At 54.7% G+C, this 15298-nt stretch carries 23 protein-coding genes; 8 read left to right on the top strand and 15 right to left on the bottom strand.

All coding sequences use genetic code 11. From position 1 onward, the window contains the following. The 10 genes from ACI2KB_RS00375 to ACI2KB_RS00330 form a co-directional block, all read right to left on the bottom strand. Window positions 1–1164 (bottom strand): hypothetical protein, encoded by a 1164-nt coding sequence (locus ACI2KB_RS00375; protein WP_404630316.1) that lies wholly within the window; start codon window positions 1162–1164, stop codon window positions 1–3. A gap of 158 nt (window positions 1165–1322) precedes the next feature. Next, entirely contained in the window at window positions 1323–1778 is a 456-nt protein-coding gene (locus ACI2KB_RS00370) for a hypothetical protein (RefSeq protein ID WP_404630314.1), read from the bottom strand. Next, the gene (locus tag ACI2KB_RS00365) at window positions 1775–1996 is read right to left on the bottom strand and encodes a hypothetical protein (protein WP_404630312.1); all 222 of its coding nucleotides are present in this window, start codon (window positions 1994–1996) and stop codon (window positions 1775–1777) included. The genes ACI2KB_RS00370 and ACI2KB_RS00365 overlap by 4 nt, the downstream gene beginning before the upstream one ends. Next, window positions 1993–2424 (bottom strand): hypothetical protein, encoded by a 432-nt coding sequence (locus tag ACI2KB_RS00360; protein WP_404630310.1) that lies wholly within the window; start codon window positions 2422–2424, stop codon window positions 1993–1995. The genes ACI2KB_RS00365 and ACI2KB_RS00360 overlap by 4 nt, the downstream gene beginning before the upstream one ends. Then, window positions 2421–2615, bottom strand: a complete 195-nt coding sequence (locus tag ACI2KB_RS00355; protein WP_404630308.1) for a hypothetical protein — start codon at window positions 2613–2615, stop codon at window positions 2421–2423. Before ACI2KB_RS00355 ends, ACI2KB_RS00360 begins: the two co-directional genes overlap by 4 nt. Continuing rightward, on the bottom strand, window positions 2612–3016 hold the full coding sequence (locus tag ACI2KB_RS00350; protein WP_404630306.1) for a hypothetical protein: 405 nt from the start codon (window positions 3014–3016) through the stop codon (window positions 2612–2614). The genes ACI2KB_RS00355 and ACI2KB_RS00350 overlap by 4 nt, the downstream gene beginning before the upstream one ends. Window positions 3017–3512: 496 nt before the next feature. Continuing rightward, entirely contained in the window at window positions 3513–3782 is a 270-nt protein-coding gene (locus tag ACI2KB_RS00345; protein ID WP_404630304.1) for a hypothetical protein, read from the bottom strand. A 53-nt stretch (window positions 3783–3835) separates the two neighbouring features. Next, window positions 3836–4027 carry a hypothetical protein gene (locus ACI2KB_RS00340; RefSeq protein WP_404630302.1) on the bottom strand — a complete coding sequence of 64 codons (192 nt, stop codon included), beginning with the start codon at window positions 4025–4027 and terminating at the stop codon, window positions 3836–3838. A gap of 64 nt (window positions 4028–4091) precedes the next feature. Next, window positions 4092–4385: a hypothetical protein gene (locus tag ACI2KB_RS00335; RefSeq protein ID WP_404630300.1), complete on the bottom strand. Its 294-nt coding sequence runs from the start codon at window positions 4383–4385 to the stop codon at window positions 4092–4094. A 37-nt stretch (window positions 4386–4422) separates the two neighbouring features. Next, window positions 4423–4641, bottom strand: coding sequence for a hypothetical protein (locus ACI2KB_RS00330; protein ID WP_404630298.1), 219 nt, complete (start codon window positions 4639–4641; stop codon window positions 4423–4425). A gap of 735 nt (window positions 4642–5376) precedes the next feature. On the opposite strand from ACI2KB_RS00330, the gene ACI2KB_RS00325 reads away from it, so the two are divergent. Continuing rightward, complete coding sequence (locus tag ACI2KB_RS00325) at window positions 5377–5691, top strand: DUF1654 domain-containing protein (RefSeq protein ID WP_404630296.1); 315 nt, start codon at window positions 5377–5379, stop codon at window positions 5689–5691. A gap of 168 nt (window positions 5692–5859) precedes the next feature. Then, window positions 5860–6282, top strand: a complete 423-nt coding sequence (locus ACI2KB_RS00320; protein ID WP_404630294.1) for a hypothetical protein — start codon at window positions 5860–5862, stop codon at window positions 6280–6282. A gap of 131 nt (window positions 6283–6413) precedes the next feature. On the opposite strand, the gene ACI2KB_RS00315 is transcribed toward ACI2KB_RS00320, so the two are convergent. From ACI2KB_RS00315 to ACI2KB_RS00300, 4 genes are all read right to left on the bottom strand, one after another. Continuing rightward, window positions 6414–6617, bottom strand: a complete 204-nt coding sequence (locus tag ACI2KB_RS00315) for a hypothetical protein (protein WP_404630292.1) — start codon at window positions 6615–6617, stop codon at window positions 6414–6416. A 561-nt stretch (window positions 6618–7178) separates the two neighbouring features. Then, on the bottom strand, window positions 7179–8222 hold the full coding sequence (locus tag ACI2KB_RS00310; protein WP_404630290.1) for a DNA cytosine methyltransferase: 1044 nt from the start codon (window positions 8220–8222) through the stop codon (window positions 7179–7181). Next, window positions 8219–10042, bottom strand: coding sequence for an ATP-dependent nuclease (locus ACI2KB_RS00305; protein ID WP_404630288.1), 1824 nt, complete (start codon window positions 10040–10042; stop codon window positions 8219–8221). Before ACI2KB_RS00305 ends, ACI2KB_RS00310 begins: the two co-directional genes overlap by 4 nt. 103 nt (window positions 10043–10145) lie before the next feature. Beyond that, window positions 10146–11027, bottom strand: coding sequence for a helix-turn-helix transcriptional regulator (locus ACI2KB_RS00300; RefSeq protein ID WP_404630286.1), 882 nt, complete (start codon window positions 11025–11027; stop codon window positions 10146–10148). Window positions 11028–11135: 108 nt separating this feature from the next. On the opposite strand from ACI2KB_RS00300, the gene ACI2KB_RS00295 reads away from it, so the two are divergent. Continuing rightward, on the top strand, window positions 11136–11342 hold the full coding sequence (locus tag ACI2KB_RS00295; protein WP_404630284.1) for a Cro/CI family transcriptional regulator: 207 nt from the start codon (window positions 11136–11138) through the stop codon (window positions 11340–11342). Here ACI2KB_RS00295 and ACI2KB_RS00290 read toward each other — a convergent pair. After that, the gene (locus tag ACI2KB_RS00290; RefSeq protein WP_404630282.1) at window positions 11339–11545 is read right to left on the bottom strand and encodes a hypothetical protein; all 207 of its coding nucleotides are present in this window, start codon (window positions 11543–11545) and stop codon (window positions 11339–11341) included. The genes ACI2KB_RS00295 and ACI2KB_RS00290 overlap by 4 nt on opposite strands. Window positions 11546–11627: 82 nt before the next feature. Between ACI2KB_RS00290 and ACI2KB_RS00285 the strand changes: the two genes are divergently transcribed. The 5 genes from ACI2KB_RS00285 (at window position 11628) to ACI2KB_RS00265 (ending at window position 15251) form a co-directional block, all read left to right on the top strand. Beyond that, entirely contained in the window at window positions 11628–12050 is a 423-nt protein-coding gene (locus tag ACI2KB_RS00285; protein WP_404630280.1) for a phage regulatory CII family protein, read from the top strand. A gap of 254 nt (window positions 12051–12304) precedes the next feature. After that, window positions 12305–13027 carry a Rha family transcriptional regulator gene (locus ACI2KB_RS00280; protein ID WP_404631676.1) on the top strand — a complete coding sequence of 241 codons (723 nt, stop codon included), beginning with the start codon at window positions 12305–12307 and terminating at the stop codon, window positions 13025–13027. Window position 13028: 1 nt separating this feature from the next. Then, window positions 13029–13997, top strand: coding sequence for a phage replication protein (locus ACI2KB_RS00275; RefSeq protein ID WP_404630278.1), 969 nt, complete (start codon window positions 13029–13031; stop codon window positions 13995–13997). Further along, entirely contained in the window at window positions 13984–14781 is a 798-nt protein-coding gene (locus tag ACI2KB_RS00270; RefSeq protein ID WP_404630276.1) for a hypothetical protein, read from the top strand. The genes ACI2KB_RS00275 and ACI2KB_RS00270 overlap by 14 nt, the downstream gene beginning before the upstream one ends. Continuing rightward, a complete protein-coding gene (locus tag ACI2KB_RS00265) occupies window positions 14781–15251 on the top strand; it encodes a hypothetical protein (RefSeq protein ID WP_404630275.1) in 471 nt (156 codons plus the stop codon). The genes ACI2KB_RS00270 and ACI2KB_RS00265 overlap by 1 nt, the downstream gene beginning before the upstream one ends. Window positions 15252–15298 lie beyond the last annotated feature (47 nt).

Genomic DNA, 15298 nt, shown 5'->3' with positions numbered 1-15298 from the left:
TCAGTAGGTGATGGCGATGTTGGGGATCTTGCGTTGGGCGATGAGGGTGACGGCCTGTCGGGCACATTCGTCCGTCATGCCGCCTGCAATGAAGGCATCTAGCGCCGCTCGGTTGATCTTTGCCTTGTGGGCTTTGTCTGCCTCGCGGGCTGCGGCCAGTCGCTGCTCTTCCCGCAGAGCTTCTTCTTGGCGGGCGATCTCAGCCAGACGCGCCTGCTCAACCGCTTCGGCTTGACGCTTCTCGGCGGCAATGCGGTCTTGCTCGGCTTGTTGAATGGCTGCGAGTCGATTGGCTTCGGCCTGGGCTGCAATGCGTTCGGCCTGTTCAGCGGCAAGTTTCAGTTGCAGGGCCTGCTGCGCGGCGGCGGCTTCCGCATCGCGCGCGGCTTGTTCGGCGGCACGTTGCTGGGCTGCCGCCTGGTCTTTCAGGTCCTGCTCGCGCTTTGCGGCGGCTGCCAGTTCGGCTGCGGCGCGCTCATTTGCTTCGCGCTGAGCTTTCTCCGCTGCTGCGCGGGCAATGGCGGCCTCATGGTCTGCTTTGGCGCGGGCTTCTGCTTCAGCGCGGAGCAGAGCGAGTTCAGCCTGCTCAGCCTCATACCGATGCAGTTCGGCGAGGATGTCTCGCAGCGCCTTGAGTGTCAGGTCTTTCGCTTGACCTGCCTCCGCCTTGAATTCTTCCCAAGAATCGTCGATGGCGATTGCTTCCGCCTGGTCGATAAGGCCCTGCACATGCGCGGAAGTGGAGCCTACGAGGTTTAGAGGCATCTGACGCAGCAAGTCCAGCCGGGCATTGTGCGCATCAAGGCGCTTATCCTCTGCCGCTTGCCAATCATCCAGAGGCTTGCGAACTTCCTTCTGCCACAGCTCCAGCGTGTCCCATACGCGCTTCCGCTCGGCATCGATCTTCTTGGGGATTTCCTTCTGCTGAGCAGAAATATCTTTGCCGAGAGCGTCCAAGGCGGTTTTTGATTTGGCAATTTTGTAGGCCATTGATGCGTAGGCCTCGCGCCCCTTCACGGTGTTGAGCTCCGGGAGAACTTTTAGGAACTCATCAACCTTCGTCCTGACCTGCTGCAGCCATGGCTCCAAGCCTTTGTCAGTGCTGAACACTTTCAGCGCTGTTTCCTTGGGCGGAACTGCGGCCAGTTGCGTATCTGTAGACATGACTGCTCCTTGCGCCATGCCGTTGCCGGGGCGCTGATTAAATTGGGTAGGGGTTCAGTGCGGTGCGTAGGCGCTGGCCAGCATCCACACAGTGCAGAAGAGAAGGGTGATGAAGCTGCCGCGCCAGAATGCGATGCGCTTGGCGTGCTGGTAGCGGGTCATCGCTTTGGCTCCAACGCCTTAATGGCAGACTTGCCAAGCGCGCGCAAAGAAAGTCTGAAGCCGCGAAGCGCCAGCCGCGCTTTCTTGCGCTCTCTGGCAAAGTACCAAGCGCGAGTGCAGTGGACGCAGCCTCGCTTGAGTAGGTTATCCATCACTTCATCGTCATTCAGTCTGCGGTCTTCGTCGTCTGCCCACATCTGAAATGCTTCCCACAAGTGCGTTTTGCGGTGATTCTTCTCGTCGTAGAGAATTCGCCAGTGCTCTTCGCTGCCATTGGGCCAAGGCAGTTCGCCCAGTTCGGGGAACGCGTTGACAGGCTTTGGGCCGAGCTGATCAAAACGGTTTTCGCATTGGCCAAGATGCTCACCGATAGCGCGTGTCAGCGACTTGATTCGCTGAAGTGCGCTTTCGTGCGCCGCCAGGGTGATGAGGATTGAGCGCTCAAGCTTCATGCCCGCACCTCATAAGCTAGCGTCCACTCACCACAAAGGCAGGCACGGCGGCTCCATGCTTCAGGGTTGGAGATGTGAGCGCGCTCGGCGGCCTGCATGGCTTCGAGCATGGTCCGGCCCTTGAAGACCATGAGCACACGATCAGCAGGAACAGCCAGGTGATCAGGTAGTTCTGCAAGCTGCTCGTCGATCAGGGATGGAACGAGTGGCGTACTCACTGGGCAACCTTCTTGATCTGCTGATCAACCCATTTGCGCATGCGAGTCCAGCGCTCTTCGGGATTCTCGCGCCGCCATCCCTGCTGAGGGTCGTAGACGCCTGGGTGTTCATCGTTCTCCCAAACGATCTCGCGAGCCATGGCCGAGGCTATGCCAAATCTGTCAGCTACAGCCTCGGCGTCGTCAGGATCGATGACCGTCATGTCTAAGCCGCGAGCCTGTCCGACCACTCCAAGCGTGCAAAACTCACCATCCGCCTGTAGCTGCTCGCTAACCAAGCGCTTGACCGGCATGGCGTCCAAGGCCGTGGCGAGCTCTTTCAAAAATGCTTGCCCGCGCTTGCCGCGCAATGCTGAGTTTACAGCGCCGCGCCAACAGATCAGAGACCAGTTGTTGTCGTTGTCGTCGCTATATCCGCTTCTGCTCATGCCGCTCTCCTTGCAGTCCGCTCCAGGTACACATCCCTGATCCGAGCGCAGTAGGATTTGAATTCGTCAGCAGTGATTGCTGAGGAGGTGAAGTACGCGATCACCAAGCCCTCAGCCAGACCAGATGCCATATCAGGATTGTCGTGAGTGGTGATGGCCTCGATTGCGGACTCGATGGATGATCGACTCATGAATCTGCATCCTCGAATTGGGCGATCAGCGCATCAGCAGCCAACGGCTTGAGCAGCTTCGTCGCGATTTCCCGAAGTGTTTCCTCCGGGTCTGGACCGATAAGCTCGTCAGCAACCGTAGCGGCGTCAGATGCAGCCTTGCAGCGTGAGTGCATCGCCAGTCGGCCCAGTACCGAGTTGCTCTGAATGGCGCTCATGAGGCGGTCAGTGATGTGCTCGTCAACCGCCAAGGCGAATCGCTCGAAGGACACACCCTGCGGACTGTGGAGGCGACGCTTGAACTGAACGTCGCGGCGATTGAGCAAGTGTTCTGCTGCGTCGGCGATCCACTCAGCCTCAGCCGGAGTACTTGGCACTTCTGGACGAAGCGCGATAGGGAAAACCTTTGTTGCTACGTTCATGATCGCCTCCATGGCGAGCTGAGACCGCATTAGCCAGATGCCAGGCGCGGGTGACCAAACCCAGCCAACGACGACTGGCCTGGCACCTGCTGATGCGGTCAGGGAGTGGGGTTATTCAGTTGATGCAACAGGAAGGGGAAAACGGTGTAGCGGAGAATGGGGCCGGTGGTGCAGTCTTAGTCCGAGCCACCGGCAGAGAGCAGTGTCACTCTACGATGCAGATCCAGCGATGATTTTGCCGGTAGGGCGCTCGAGTAAAGTGAACATCTGCAACCAGATTCATTCCTCTTTCTTGTAGCGCTTCGGTCAGTTGTACGAGTGTCTCTGCTTGGATAGTCATTACTGTCACCTCGTCAGATTTACTGCGTTCATAATTCTTGACCTGACGGGCAAGTCACAAATTCATTTTTTCTACCTGGGCGATTACCCCACTGCGCGCTCTGAGAACGCGCAGGAGTGATGAATTTATGAGCCGATATGAGCTTCTATGAGCCTCTCAGTCCTCTTCCGGTTCGAGCATCTTCTCGATGTCGGCGGCGACTGGCTTCTTCCAGTTCTTGATCTGGCCAGTTTCCAGATCGATATCCAGCTCCACATAGTCGCCGTAGTGATCGCCGGGGAAGAAGTTGGGCACATAGCCTTCATAACTTCCGACCTTTTCGCCTTGGGCGTCGACCAGATCTGCGCTGAAGCGGTCGCTTACCTTGAGGCACAAATTGAGCAACGTCACGTCGACCTGCACGGTTTTCTTTTGGTTGATCTGCATCGGGTATGCTCCTGTGTTTACTCCACGGCGGGCTGTGAAATGCGCTGAATGGTTCAGCCTTCGCGGCTCATCTGTTCATGGCTGTAGTGTTCTTCACTGCAGAACGGAAGGCTTTGGCTGCGAACGTATTTCTTGCGGCGTACCGGGTCCCAAGCCTGATCGATGATTGTCCGATAGATCGGCTTCTCGACCGGCTGACGGCAGCGGGTGCAGTTAACGGCTGTTGCGGTTTGTGCTTCGTTCATCGGGAGCTCCTCCGGTTGTCTTCCGAAAGCGCCTGATGCAGGCGCTGACGTGAAGATCACTGGATCAGCCGCAAATAATTGGATTGGCGAAGGCGTGATCCATCGCTTCATTGTTTGCGATGTCGCTGTCGATGAACCGAATAAGAAACGGTGGTAAGGTCTGAACCTTTCCGTCAGCCATTTCCACTATGGCCACGGTGTAGTTGCCTGGCCCGCTCTCGAACTCTTCGTATTCAACGCCCCAGCCGTGAAATTTGCCCTCGGCCGAATCTTCAAGACCTGTCCGGCGCCCTCGGTCATCGTGTAGCGCCTTCATCGTCATTACTGGTCGCATTGCATTGCCTCCGTTGATTTCCAATGCCGCCTCATAGAAGCGGCATCAGTAAATCCCTGGTTCATGGCAAATGCTTCTTGGCCTCGATTTCTTCGTCGTAAGTGCAGAGGTTAGGAGCAGTGCGATAGAGGTTCAGCGTGCGTTCGTGCTGATCCGTTGACCAAGTGGTATCGGCTATCCGCAGCTCCTCCTGGGTAGCCATGTTCTCAATAGCGCACTCGGAAATGGCGGTCAGAGAACGGCGCTGACGCCTGCTCATAACGTCCATCAGGTGCTTCATTCGAGGGCTCACCCTAAAAGTCAGAGTTTCCGTTTTTGTGTGCCCTTGAGTTTTTCTTTTCATGGATACCCCCAGTGGATTCCCAAAGCACCCGGTCGCCCAGGTGGTTCAGTGAATCGTTCTGTGTTGCACCGCGACCCGCTACTGGCGTCGGTCGCGGCTTGCTGCGTCAGTGGTGTTGGCCAGTTACCCGCTGTTGATTGCAGGGCTGGCCGGTCGTGTTTAGGTTTGGGCGGTGAGCTTCCTCCCCATGGCGTCAATCAGCATCTGTTCGCCTTGGATCACAGGTCCCTACAACATGCACGCTGCAGCTCGTTTGCCCGGTTGATGGGGCAGGGTGCATGAGGTCCGGCGCCCCTCAATGCCGAAGCTCGGGGCGCTAATTCAATACGGTGTCTCTCCCATCTGCCGCCGGGATGGCGGTGCGCACTGCGTGCCGGGTCGTTCGCTCGGTTCGAGCATTTCGCTCTCGATCAGCCGTACAGGTTGTTCCTGTCGTGGGCGGGCTATCTGACCCGTCTGATCGCCGGTCGCCGGTAGAGGCAATGCGGTCTGTTGGTATTTCTTTGAAGCGCTAACTGTTAAAGAGCGGTTCGGAGCAGTGTGTCGCTGCGATGGGTGTAAATTAACCGCCGGTTTCTTTATCGTCAATACCGGCGGTTAATTTATTTTTCAGGCGGCTGCGGTATGCTTTTTCTAACACTGTATGGATGTACAGCTATCAAGGAGCAGTAGATGGGTGCGATACAGCAACAAAAACAACACCAGCGCGTTGAGTTGTCCGGGATCGAACGGCTGAATCTGAGGGTGTCGAACATGATCAATCACCCGATCGCACAGCTTCAGCGGTGGGTGACGATCCATCGCTTGGATACGGACGGGGATCGTGAGTGGGGAGAAGTGATGGGAGTGCTATCGGAGGTCGATGAAATCGAAATGTCGTTCAACGATGACGAATCGGTGACGCTGAGGTGGGAGCCATCGTTGGACGACGATAGGTCAGTTCAGGTCGGTGATCCATTTGAATCGGACGAGCCAGCGCCTTTCTGAATGTCTACTGCCCGCCATGCACCGGGCTTTCCAGGGCCCAATCCTTTGCGGAATTGCGGTTGGTCTTACCCGGTCGGTATATTCATTGTTGAGTGGTCGCGGCGTACTGGGCATCATCGCTCTGGAAGCGGCCGATCTTTGGAAAGTAGTCCGTATGAGGGATCATGTATGTCTGCAAAATCTCTGCTGCTCGTCGGTGCGGTCACCGCAGCGCTGCTGTCGGGCTGTTCTCATTATTTCCAGAGCATCCCCGACATGATGGATGCGAAAGACTGGGAGGGGAAACCGCTTCAGCAAGCCATCAAAACGTTTGGTGCTCCGAGCGATACGGTGGAAGATGCACAGGGTAATCCTGTCGCCAGGTGGATCTACACAGCTCAATATTCCCGCACCCAGGGATACAACGAATTATCAGCCGGACCCACTGCGGGAAGCGTAACGGTGACGCCGCGATCTTACACAGAGAACTACGGCAAGGAATGTCGACTTGAACTGACCTATAACGCTCAGAAAACCATCATCGATTTTAAAACGTGGAAAAGCGTTGGTGATGCCTGCAACTCTTACTCGTTTTCGTATCCCAAGAGGTGAGGGCACTCAAAGCGGCTTGGTTGACAGCCCAGCTGCGCTCCGCATTGAAAACGTGCAGATGGCGCAGGATGTGCAGAGCGGAATCCGGCGGATACACGACGCTGCGCACTGGCGGACGCAATAGACGGTAATCAGTCCTCCAGCAGAACCAACGTCAGCAGAACCTGTTTCAAGTTGTCATCGATGGGCCTCAGAGCGGTCCGCACCTTCGCAGCTAAGGCGAGATTGCCCGAATCCTCAGCCCAGTCAGCAATCTCGTCGATTGCCGCAGCCAGGGCGATCTGGTTGTCGTTGAAAGCCTTCAGTAGGCTAGGAAGCATGTCCAAGTTGCGCATGGCGAACCCTCCGCGTGGAGAGGGAAGCGTAGCAGGCGTTGAAGGATAGATGCCGGGAGCCTCGCGCCTTCCGAGGCGCCCGCGGTCCATATCGCCTACGCTTTCAGCTTTGTTGATTGGAGGTAGGCAGATGGCGACAAAGGATAGGACCTTCCCAGTGCGCGACCTAATTATCGCTTTATTGCGAGACCAAAATATCCACACTGGCCACTGGGGTCTCACAGTGCACTTCAACGCCTCCGGCACCACGGTTTCGCCTACGGGTCAGTCGGGTGCCGGACTACCTGGTCTGGCTATCGCTGTCACGGGAGTATCATTGGTTGCTGCGAAAGAGGGCGGGGAAGGAAGTCTCGACGCCTCCTTGGTGAATCCTGCGAGGACCAGCCGACCCAGAAAACCGACCAAGCAGACGTTGCAGTAGGCAGACGCCCAAGCCCGAGCAGGTGACGAGCCGTTGGAAACAGAGAAGTCGGCGCCTTTCTTACGCCCATAAAAAAGCCCGCGTAGATGGCGGGCTTATCGAACACATATCCGATCTGCGAGTTGTAGTACACCAGATATCTACACTGATACCGAAGTCGCCGCATCTGAAATAAATGCTTTTGAAATGCTGCGCGCCATTAGGGGCGGGACGGCATTTCCTACTTGTCGAGCTCGAGATTGGAGCGAGCCAAAAAAACGGTATGATCTTGGGAACGTCTGCAATGAAGCAGCCTCTCTCAAGCTCAAGCCGCGTGGCTGGCTTGGATGACCAAATCTACCATTTGAATAACTTAGGCACTTGGTGGTCAGACCAGAAGCTGGTTTGTCCCAAGCCAACCGTCCATAAACGTCGCTATGCCCAGAGTAATTCTTGTGACATTTCAACAACAACTCTTCCGGCCATGTCTCTCGGCCTCCTCCCTCCAAAGTTGATTGGATGCGGCGGAGATTTAGCTCTGACAGATTCATAGCGGAATGGTCATTATCACTGGGGTCAGTTTGGCCAGCGCCTAATGCTGGTAGATCTTTGATCCACTCTTTGACAGTTGTGTATGGGTTCAAGCCATTCCCGTGAGTTGCATTTGGTATTTTAATTTCCCCATGCAGAGATGCTACTAGAACCAATCTAGAACGAGTTTGTGGCACTCCAAACCATAAGGCTTGCACGATCGCTGCATCAAATGAATAACCTAGCTTATTCAAGAGATTCGTAAAGGTTAGGAAAGTTTCACTTTTCATGCAGTCCTTCTGCATCCCGGGCACGTTTTCAACGAAAACATAATCAGGTAACCAATGTTCGATAAATCGCCCAAACTCGCCCAGCAGGTTAAGTCTCGGATCATTTTCGTTCTGATGACGATTTTGCTTGGAGAAAGGTTGGCATGGAGCGCACCCACTGAAGAGTATCCTTCCCTCTGTTTGAGAAATGGAGCTAGACAGCGCCTCTGCTGGAAGCGTACGAATGTCCTTTTCCAAAAACGTTGCTTCTGGAAAGTTGAATCTATAAGTGTTCGCAGCCTCGGAATCGACATCTAGCCCAAGCTTGATATTCATCCCTGCCTCCCGGAAGCCGCAGCTAGTACCGCCACAGCCAGAGAAAAAATCGAACACGTTTATAGTCATGTTTTAGAAGGCCCATTCATACGTTTAATTCTCGAGCGGATGGTTTTAAAGTCTTGATTGACTTTAGGTACAGTAGCGAGTTCGATACATTGAATGGTAAATATTTCATCTGATTTTATTATTTCGCTGGGCTTTCTGTCAAGCTTTTGTCTCGCAAAATCTCTAAATATTTCTTTTGAGTCTTGAGTTTTGCTGTTCGCTGCAAGTTCTTTAGAATTCTGGATAATAAAATCTTCAGCGGTTTTCATTGGGAGGAAGTCGACGTACTCGGAGGCCCAATCAATGAAATTGCGCTGCATGCTGTATAGCTGATTTTTGTTCCCGCCAGTTTTAACATTTCCATCAATTTTGAAGGATATTGTGCATCCGGTTAGTTTTTTTATTTCGTCGCCTAATTTGGTGTTTTCGCTTTCAGGGATATCAATCGAGCGGCGAATTGCTGGCTTAAATTTATCACCGTCCAACAGGAATAAAATATCATTCCTGCCAGCAGCTGCGAATATAGGGATGTATGTCGTCCATAAAGTGTCAGCGCCACCGGGTATGTATTTTATGTCGTATCGACCCAGGTTGACTCCGTCCGACTTCAAGGCTCGTTCTACAATCGCCTTCGCAAGTCGGTCTTCGACTACAATAGTGATTATGTTAGTTGACGGCTCGCCGATATAAAAAAATGCATCGTCGGGAGATAAAGATTGCGCAACTAACACGACCTTGTTCGAAGCACTGTCAAGCGTCAGGGTTTTTATTGCGTGTGAAGGTAGGTTTCTAATGATTGCAGGCGAGTGAGTCGAAAGAATCACCTGGTGTTTCTTTTGCGATACTTGGCTTTCTAAAAACTTCATCAGGCGCTCTTGGGCCCCGGGATGCAGAGATACCTCAGGCTCATCAAGAAGTATCAACGAATTGGGTTGTGCCTCAAGAATGCCTACCACTAGCATGACTGCAGCAAACTCCCCACTACCTGCAAAGGCTTCAGAATAACGAATATCTGAATGGGTGAGGCGCACAGTTTTTCCAGCGTTTTTGAAAAAGTTGTGGCCGATCAATTCCACCTTTAGATAAGTACGGCCAAGCACATAAGAAACTCCCTCTATCTCTTCTTTTGTAAGATTCCTGTTTAGCTTATCTTCGATCTTTTCCCTCCCATAATAAATATAAGTGGGAGATTTTGATTCAATCGCTTGAAAAAGGTGGCTAGACTTATGCCTGATGAAATCTTGCTTGGTTTTCAGCGTGTCAGTTTTGAAAAAGTCTCCATGATAAAAGAATTTGTCATAAGCACTAAGCTCAGTTCGAAAATCTAGCAGCTTGACATTTTTGGAAATCACATTCCATCTTGTTTTGGATCTTCCTTCTGGCAGAGGATCACCGGGTGCGATCTTTGGCATCCTCGACATTCCATACTTAATAATTGGTCGTGATGGCTCCCAGTAGTCAGGGTTTTGCCCAGCTTCAGTTTTGTCGTATTTAGATCTCGTTTTTAAGACCTCTACAATCTCGTCCGCTGAGCTATTAAAGTATCCATATATGAAGCAATTAGGGGCTCCACCATCCTCTTCAATTGGGTCTAATGAAGTTGAAAACCAGAATGACCCCGGTGAGTTGTCGGAGGGAGCGCCATACAACGCTCTGAGAATAGAGCTTTTGTTAGTTCCGTTCTCTCCAACCAAAGCAGTAATGGGATGGGAGAACTCTATCCTGAGGCCCGCTTCCAAGTTTTTATATTTCGGAAACCTCATATGCCTGATAAAAGGTTCAAAGTCAGAGTTTGAAAATTGAAATTGTTTTTCGAGTGTATTTGTTGTGAGTGTTTGCATTTGTGATAACTGTCCCTAGCATTGTCTTTGCACATGTAACATAGTCGGCTATTCCCCCGTAGCAGATTATTATCTGAAACTTCGTAACGGGGGCATCTTCGCTTCAGACCAAATTTCCATTCCACACGAAAAGTACACGAGCCTGGATGTAGGTTTCCTCGATGAGGATGTCTTCGGTTTTGTGCTTCCGATTGTCCGAGATCATCTTGAATTTGTCCTTCCCCTTCATCTGCAGGCGCTTGATGTACTGGAAGCCTTGGTGCGAGAAGAAATAGATCCCGTCACCGATGAAGTTTTTGATGCTGGCATCCACTAGGCACGGATCGCCGTGCTTGATTGTTGGGGTCATGGATTGGCCCCACCCAGTAACGATCTTGAGGTGAAAGTGCTCTCGAAACTGGATTCCCATCATCCTGAGATGTGAGGGGCTGACCCGTAAGTCTTGAAGAAGCTCCGGGAAGTCATGCACGACCTCGCCGCCACCTTGCGCGCCCCTGACATCGTAGTGAGCGATCCAAACCTCATCACCAACCACGCCTGGTTTGTAGGCATCGTGCACAAGGGAATTTACCGACGCTTCAGGATCCCCACCCTCAGCCACCGCGAGAAGGGCTTGGCGGGTTTCCTCTGGAAGATTCTTCCCTTGTTTGGCAAGCATCTGTCGAACTAGATCTGCGGCTGATGCTGGCTCGCCGCTGGCGGCTGGCTGTTCTGCTGCGGCAGTCAGACCGCTGATTTCTACCGCCAGCCGCTTGCTGAATTTTTCAACCGGCACGCCGAGCACGCGAGAAAGAACCGAGGCGAACTTCGCGTTCAGTGGATTCGTACCGTTCAGGTACATGGCAACCGCTGCAGCCGAGATATCGGCCGCTTCAGCTAGGCTCGCTTGAGTCAGGCCGAGGGCGTTTTTCTTCGACACGAAAAGCGCCTTGGCGGCGTCGCATTCAGCCTTTAGTTCCGGGGACAGCTCTTTCTTTTTCGTCATCCGTGAAATTTAACCGTTGGTTAAGTTGTTTGCGCTAACCGCCGGTATTGATCAAACGCTAACCGCCGGTTAATATCGCAGGCATACATCGCTTGCTGAGGCAAAGAAATGAAAAAGACGCCATTGCCAGAGCTGGTCGAGCGAATTGGTCAATCCGCAGTTGCCAAAGGTCTTGGCGTCAGTGCTCCGGCCATTTCGAAGGCCCTCAAGGCAGCTCGGGAAATCCTGGTGATCGAGCATGAAGACGGGAAGCTTACGGCGGAAGAGATCCGTCCGTTTCCCTGCCAGCTCGCACCACAGAAAACCGCCGCCTAACCGCGCTTCGAGCTGAGCGAAACCGTCGCTTGCTCAAACCCGCGCAGGGCTTCATCGCTCAACTGATCACGCAACTGACTGGCCTTTTGCTCGAACGCAGGCCAGAGCCTCAACTGAGAAGACAGGGGTAGGGTGGATGCCAAGGCACCCACAAAGCAGCAGAGGGCGGTTATCTCGCCTTGGAGTTCGGAAGAGTCGGTCATGGATGTGTCCTGATCAGTTGGTAACCGAATCATCGCTGTGTTGGCACTGAGCCACCACGGAAAACGTAACGAGGTTTTACGAATGGAAGAGTTCTTGGATGCCTGTCAGGCAGCGGTGAAGGGCAATGAGCCGAAGGCGCTCGCGGCAAAGATGGGCGTGCCGCATGTGAGCCTGCTACAGCGAGCGAATCCCGACAACGACGCTCACCACCTGACCATCGAGCACCTGTACGGCGTGCTGCTGCACACCGGCGATATGCGCCCGCTGATCGCGCTGGCGTCTGACTTCGGTTTTGACCTAGTAGCCCGCGACAAGCCTACGCCTACAGACCTCAATTCCGCGCTGCTGCGCCTGCATGCCGATCTGGCAGACGTGACCCGTCTTGCTTTCGACGCTCAGGCCGATGGCCGCGTGTGCTTGCGTGAGAAGACCGAGCTTTTGAAAGAGGCGGAAGAGGTGATCGTCAGCCTGGAAGTGTTCAAGCAGTCCGTGAAGGTCGCCTGATATTTCCGCGCATGCGCGGAAAAGGAGGACCGAAAACAAAAATCTAACGATCGGACAGCCAAAAGAGGGGGCTATGCGAAGCCACTCTGAAGTAACCCCCTAAGAAATACGAGGCATGAAAAAGCCCGCGGACGAGGCGGGCCAATTCAAAACAACGATTTGCGTGGAGAAATTATATGCATAGTCACCAATCCCCGATCAATACCCAGCAAGTCGCGCCACGTTTTCACAATCAGCAAAACGTGGCGCGCACGATGTCCTCGCGTGAGATAGCGAATGTCACGGGCAAGCGTCACAACAACGTGAAGCGCGACATTGTCTCCATGCTCACTGACCTTGAAGAAGATGTGCTCAGTTTTGAGCACATCTATTTGGACGGTCAGAATCGTGAACAGATTGAATATCGCCTTGATCGGGAGCTTACCGATACGCTGCTGACCGGCTACAGCGCCAAGATGCGCCGAGCAGTGATTCGCCGTTGGGCTGAGTTGGAGCAGAAGGAAGGCGCGCGCGAGGCGGTTGCGTTCAACGGAACGAAGGTGATCGGCGAGATCGCCATCATGGAGTGCTTCACGCGCCTGCTGAAGCCTGCGCCATCTAGCCAGATGCTCATGCTGACCAAGATCGCCGAGAACAACGGCCTCGATCCGAAGTTCTTGTCGGGCTATGCCGTAGACGCCGCGCCCGATGCGACTGGCGGCAGTTCCATGCCAACCAAATCAGCTACAGCTCTGCTCAAGGACTTCGGCCTGGGCGGCTCCGTCGTGAGTTTCAACAAAAAGCTTGAGGCTGCTGGCTACCTCAAAGTGCTGACGCGCAAGAACTCCAAGCAGGAAACCGTGCCTTTCTGGTCGATCACTGATAAGGGTCTGGCTTTCGGCAAAAACCTCACCAGCCCTCAATCCCCCCGCGAAACTCAGCCTCATTGGTACGTCGACCGCTTCCTTGAATTGGCCGCTTTGGTCGGGAAGGCCTGACATGCAGTTCACGGTATCTATCAACCAGGTGAAGGCGCTGGAGTGGGGGCTGAACTCTCAGCAGGCCCTGCTGTTCGCGTTCGTCTACGGCTGCCCGAGCTGGACAAAGCCAGTCACCACCGACAATGGCGTTTTCTTCGCGCTGAGCAAAGCGAAGATCATTGAAGAGCTTCCGCTACTCACGGATAAGCCAGACACCGCGTATCGCATGCTGAAAGCTCTGGAAGAGGCTGGACTGATCCAGTTGTCGAGCACTTCCAACATCACGCTCTTCCGACTGACAGCCAAGGCTGCAGAGTGGAACCAGAAACTGGATGGGTCGGAAAAATATCCGACCCCACCTGAAACTGAGGGTCGGAAAAAAATCCGCTCTACCTCGGAAAATTCTCCGAGCAAGGTCGGAGAAAAATCCGAGCAAGGGTCGGAAAAATCTCCGACAAATCAGGATACCAATCATCAGGGTACTAATCAGGATACCAGTCAGAACTTGCAGGGCGCCCCGGCTACGCCGTCGCAACCCGCGACTCTGGTGCTTGTTCCCAGTGACCGGCCACGCTGCGCAATCCCCGACGACATGCCCGGCCCGAAAGACCAAACCTGCAAGACGTTCAAGACCTGGGCGAACTACGCCATGGCCTACCGTAAACGTCACGGCGCATGGCCGGTCTGGAACGCCAAGGTCGCAGGGCAGGTGAGCCAGATCATTGACCGCCTCGGCATCGAGGTCGCTCACCACGTCTCGGCCTACTTCCTGTTGATCAACGACGCCAAGGTCGTAGGGAACATGCACAGCATCGGCGACCTGCTGCTGAAGGCAGAGGCCTACCACACCCAGTGGGCGACCAATCGCCAGATGACCGGCACCACGGCCCAGCAGATCGAGCGCAAGCAGGCGAACCTCACCGCGGGCCAAGACGCTGCCAACCGGATTTTGCAGCGCGCAGGAGGGCAGGCGAATGAATTCCTCTAACCGCATGGAGCCGGACCAAATCGCCCGGCTGGCCTTGGCCATTGTCGCGACGGCGGAGTTGTTGGGGCAGTCGATGACCTCTGATGCTGCAGAGATGCTGGCTGAGGACCTTGCCGAGCACCCAGCAGATACCGTCGCCGCCGCGCTCAAGGCATGCCGCCGTGAACTTACCGGGAAGCTGACACCCGGCGCCATCTTGAGCCGTATCCAGGCGGTTGACGGGCGCCCCGGCAAGGACGAGGCATGGGCGATCGCCTTGACCACCAATGACGAGCACGAAACCGTCGTGCTGACCGACGAAATCCAGCTCGCGCTGGCTGCTGCCAAACCGGTGCTCGACGGCGGCGACAAGGTGGGCGCCCGGATGTCGTTCATCAGCGCATACGAGCGCTTGGTCAATCAGGCTCGCGAAGACGGCAAGCCCGTCAACTGGCACGTCTCCATTGGCTTCGATGCCAACCGCCGCGTTGAAGCGATCACCAAAGCCGTTCAACTACAGCGCATCCCGCAAGAGCGCGGCCAACTCTATCTGGCCGACATGAGCATTGCACCGACCACCGAAGACGGCCGTGCACTTGCCGGGCTCCTGACCGGCAACGTCACCCGGCCCAGTGCGCGCGTCCGCGAAAAGCTTCAGGCGATCAAAGACGGGATGACCGCGATGACAGCAGCGAACGCTCAGCGCCGTCTCGAAATGAAAATTGAAGCCGCGAACGATCTGGCAGCCCGGCGGGCGTTACTCCAGCGCCAAGCAGAACAATTGCAATCGAAGGAGCCCGTCTGATGACCGACAAGATCAGCATCAACTGTCAGTCGAAGCTCACCGAAGCGATCACTCGCATGACGGCGATGTACCGCGAGAAGAAGTTCGTGGTGGTGAGTCTGCGCCCAGGGAAAGATCGCACTCTTGATCAGAACGCCCTGTGGTTCGCCTTCTACAAGCGCATTGCGGAAATGACCCAGATCGGCGACGCCAGTGGCGCTCGCAAGTACTGCAAGCTTCACCACGGCGTGCAGATACTCATAAATGAAGACGAGGACTATCGCGCGGCCTGGCACCGCACGACCAAGCACCTGGTCTACGAGGAAAAGCTCGACCTGATGGGCGACTGCAAGTTGTTCGGGCCGGATGGTTTCCCGGTGACGAGCCTGTTCAATCGCGCCCAAGGTATCTCTTACACCGACCGCATTGTCGCGGACTTCACGGGCAAGGGCGTGTACTTCGGCGACCTGCTCGGCGAGGTGGCAGCATGAAGACCATTCAGGCCCTCATCAGCGCCCTCGCCAAAGCTTACGCCGAG

The sequence above is a fragment of the Pseudomonas sp. NPDC088444 genome (genome assembly GCF_044900175.1).
Taxonomy (GTDB): domain Bacteria; phylum Pseudomonadota; class Gammaproteobacteria; order Pseudomonadales; family Pseudomonadaceae; genus Aquipseudomonas.
The sequence above is the reverse complement of the archived record's forward strand: the minus strand, read 5'-3'. Positions and strand labels throughout refer to the sequence as shown.

Coding starts and splice junctions, on each gene's coding strand:
- ACI2KB_RS00375 (WP_404630316.1), bottom strand. CDS start 1,164: ATGTCTACAGATACGCAACTGGCCGCAGTTCCGCCCAAGGAAACAGCG.
- ACI2KB_RS00370 (WP_404630314.1), bottom strand. CDS start 1,778: ATGAAGCTTGAGCGCTCAATCCTCATCACCCTGGCGGCGCACGAAAGC.
- ACI2KB_RS00360 (WP_404630310.1), bottom strand. CDS start 2,424: ATGAGCAGAAGCGGATATAGCGACGACAACGACAACAACTGGTCTCTG.
- ACI2KB_RS00355 (WP_404630308.1), bottom strand. CDS start 2,615: ATGAGTCGATCATCCATCGAGTCCGCAATCGAGGCCATCACCACTCAC.
- ACI2KB_RS00350 (WP_404630306.1), bottom strand. CDS start 3,016: ATGAACGTAGCAACAAAGGTTTTCCCTATCGCGCTTCGTCCAGAAGTG.
- ACI2KB_RS00345 (WP_404630304.1), bottom strand. CDS start 3,782: ATGCAGATCAACCAAAAGAAAACCGTGCAGGTCGACGTGACGTTGCTC.
- ACI2KB_RS00340 (WP_404630302.1), bottom strand. CDS start 4,027: ATGAACGAAGCACAAACCGCAACAGCCGTTAACTGCACCCGCTGCCGT.
- ACI2KB_RS00330 (WP_404630298.1), bottom strand. CDS start 4,641: ATGAAGCACCTGATGGACGTTATGAGCAGGCGTCAGCGCCGTTCTCTG.
- ACI2KB_RS00325 (WP_404630296.1), top strand. CDS start 5,377: ATGGGTGCGATACAGCAACAAAAACAACACCAGCGCGTTGAGTTGTCC.
- ACI2KB_RS00320 (WP_404630294.1), top strand. CDS start 5,860: ATGTCTGCAAAATCTCTGCTGCTCGTCGGTGCGGTCACCGCAGCGCTG.
- ACI2KB_RS00315 (WP_404630292.1), bottom strand. CDS start 6,617: ATGCGCAACTTGGACATGCTTCCTAGCCTACTGAAGGCTTTCAACGAC.
- ACI2KB_RS00310 (WP_404630290.1), bottom strand. CDS start 8,222: ATGACTATAAACGTGTTCGATTTTTTCTCTGGCTGTGGCGGTACTAGC.
- ACI2KB_RS00305 (WP_404630288.1), bottom strand. CDS start 10,042: ATGCAAACACTCACAACAAATACACTCGAAAAACAATTTCAATTTTCA.
- ACI2KB_RS00300 (WP_404630286.1), bottom strand. CDS start 11,027: ATGACGAAAAAGAAAGAGCTGTCCCCGGAACTAAAGGCTGAATGCGAC.
- ACI2KB_RS00295 (WP_404630284.1), top strand. CDS start 11,136: ATGAAAAAGACGCCATTGCCAGAGCTGGTCGAGCGAATTGGTCAATCC.
- ACI2KB_RS00290 (WP_404630282.1), bottom strand. CDS start 11,545: ATGACCGACTCTTCCGAACTCCAAGGCGAGATAACCGCCCTCTGCTGC.
- ACI2KB_RS00285 (WP_404630280.1), top strand. CDS start 11,628: ATGGAAGAGTTCTTGGATGCCTGTCAGGCAGCGGTGAAGGGCAATGAG.
- ACI2KB_RS00280 (WP_404631676.1), top strand. CDS start 12,305: ATGTCCTCGCGTGAGATAGCGAATGTCACGGGCAAGCGTCACAACAAC.
- ACI2KB_RS00275 (WP_404630278.1), top strand. CDS start 13,029: ATGCAGTTCACGGTATCTATCAACCAGGTGAAGGCGCTGGAGTGGGGG.
- ACI2KB_RS00270 (WP_404630276.1), top strand. CDS start 13,984: ATGAATTCCTCTAACCGCATGGAGCCGGACCAAATCGCCCGGCTGGCC.
- ACI2KB_RS00265 (WP_404630275.1), top strand. CDS start 14,781: ATGACCGACAAGATCAGCATCAACTGTCAGTCGAAGCTCACCGAAGCG.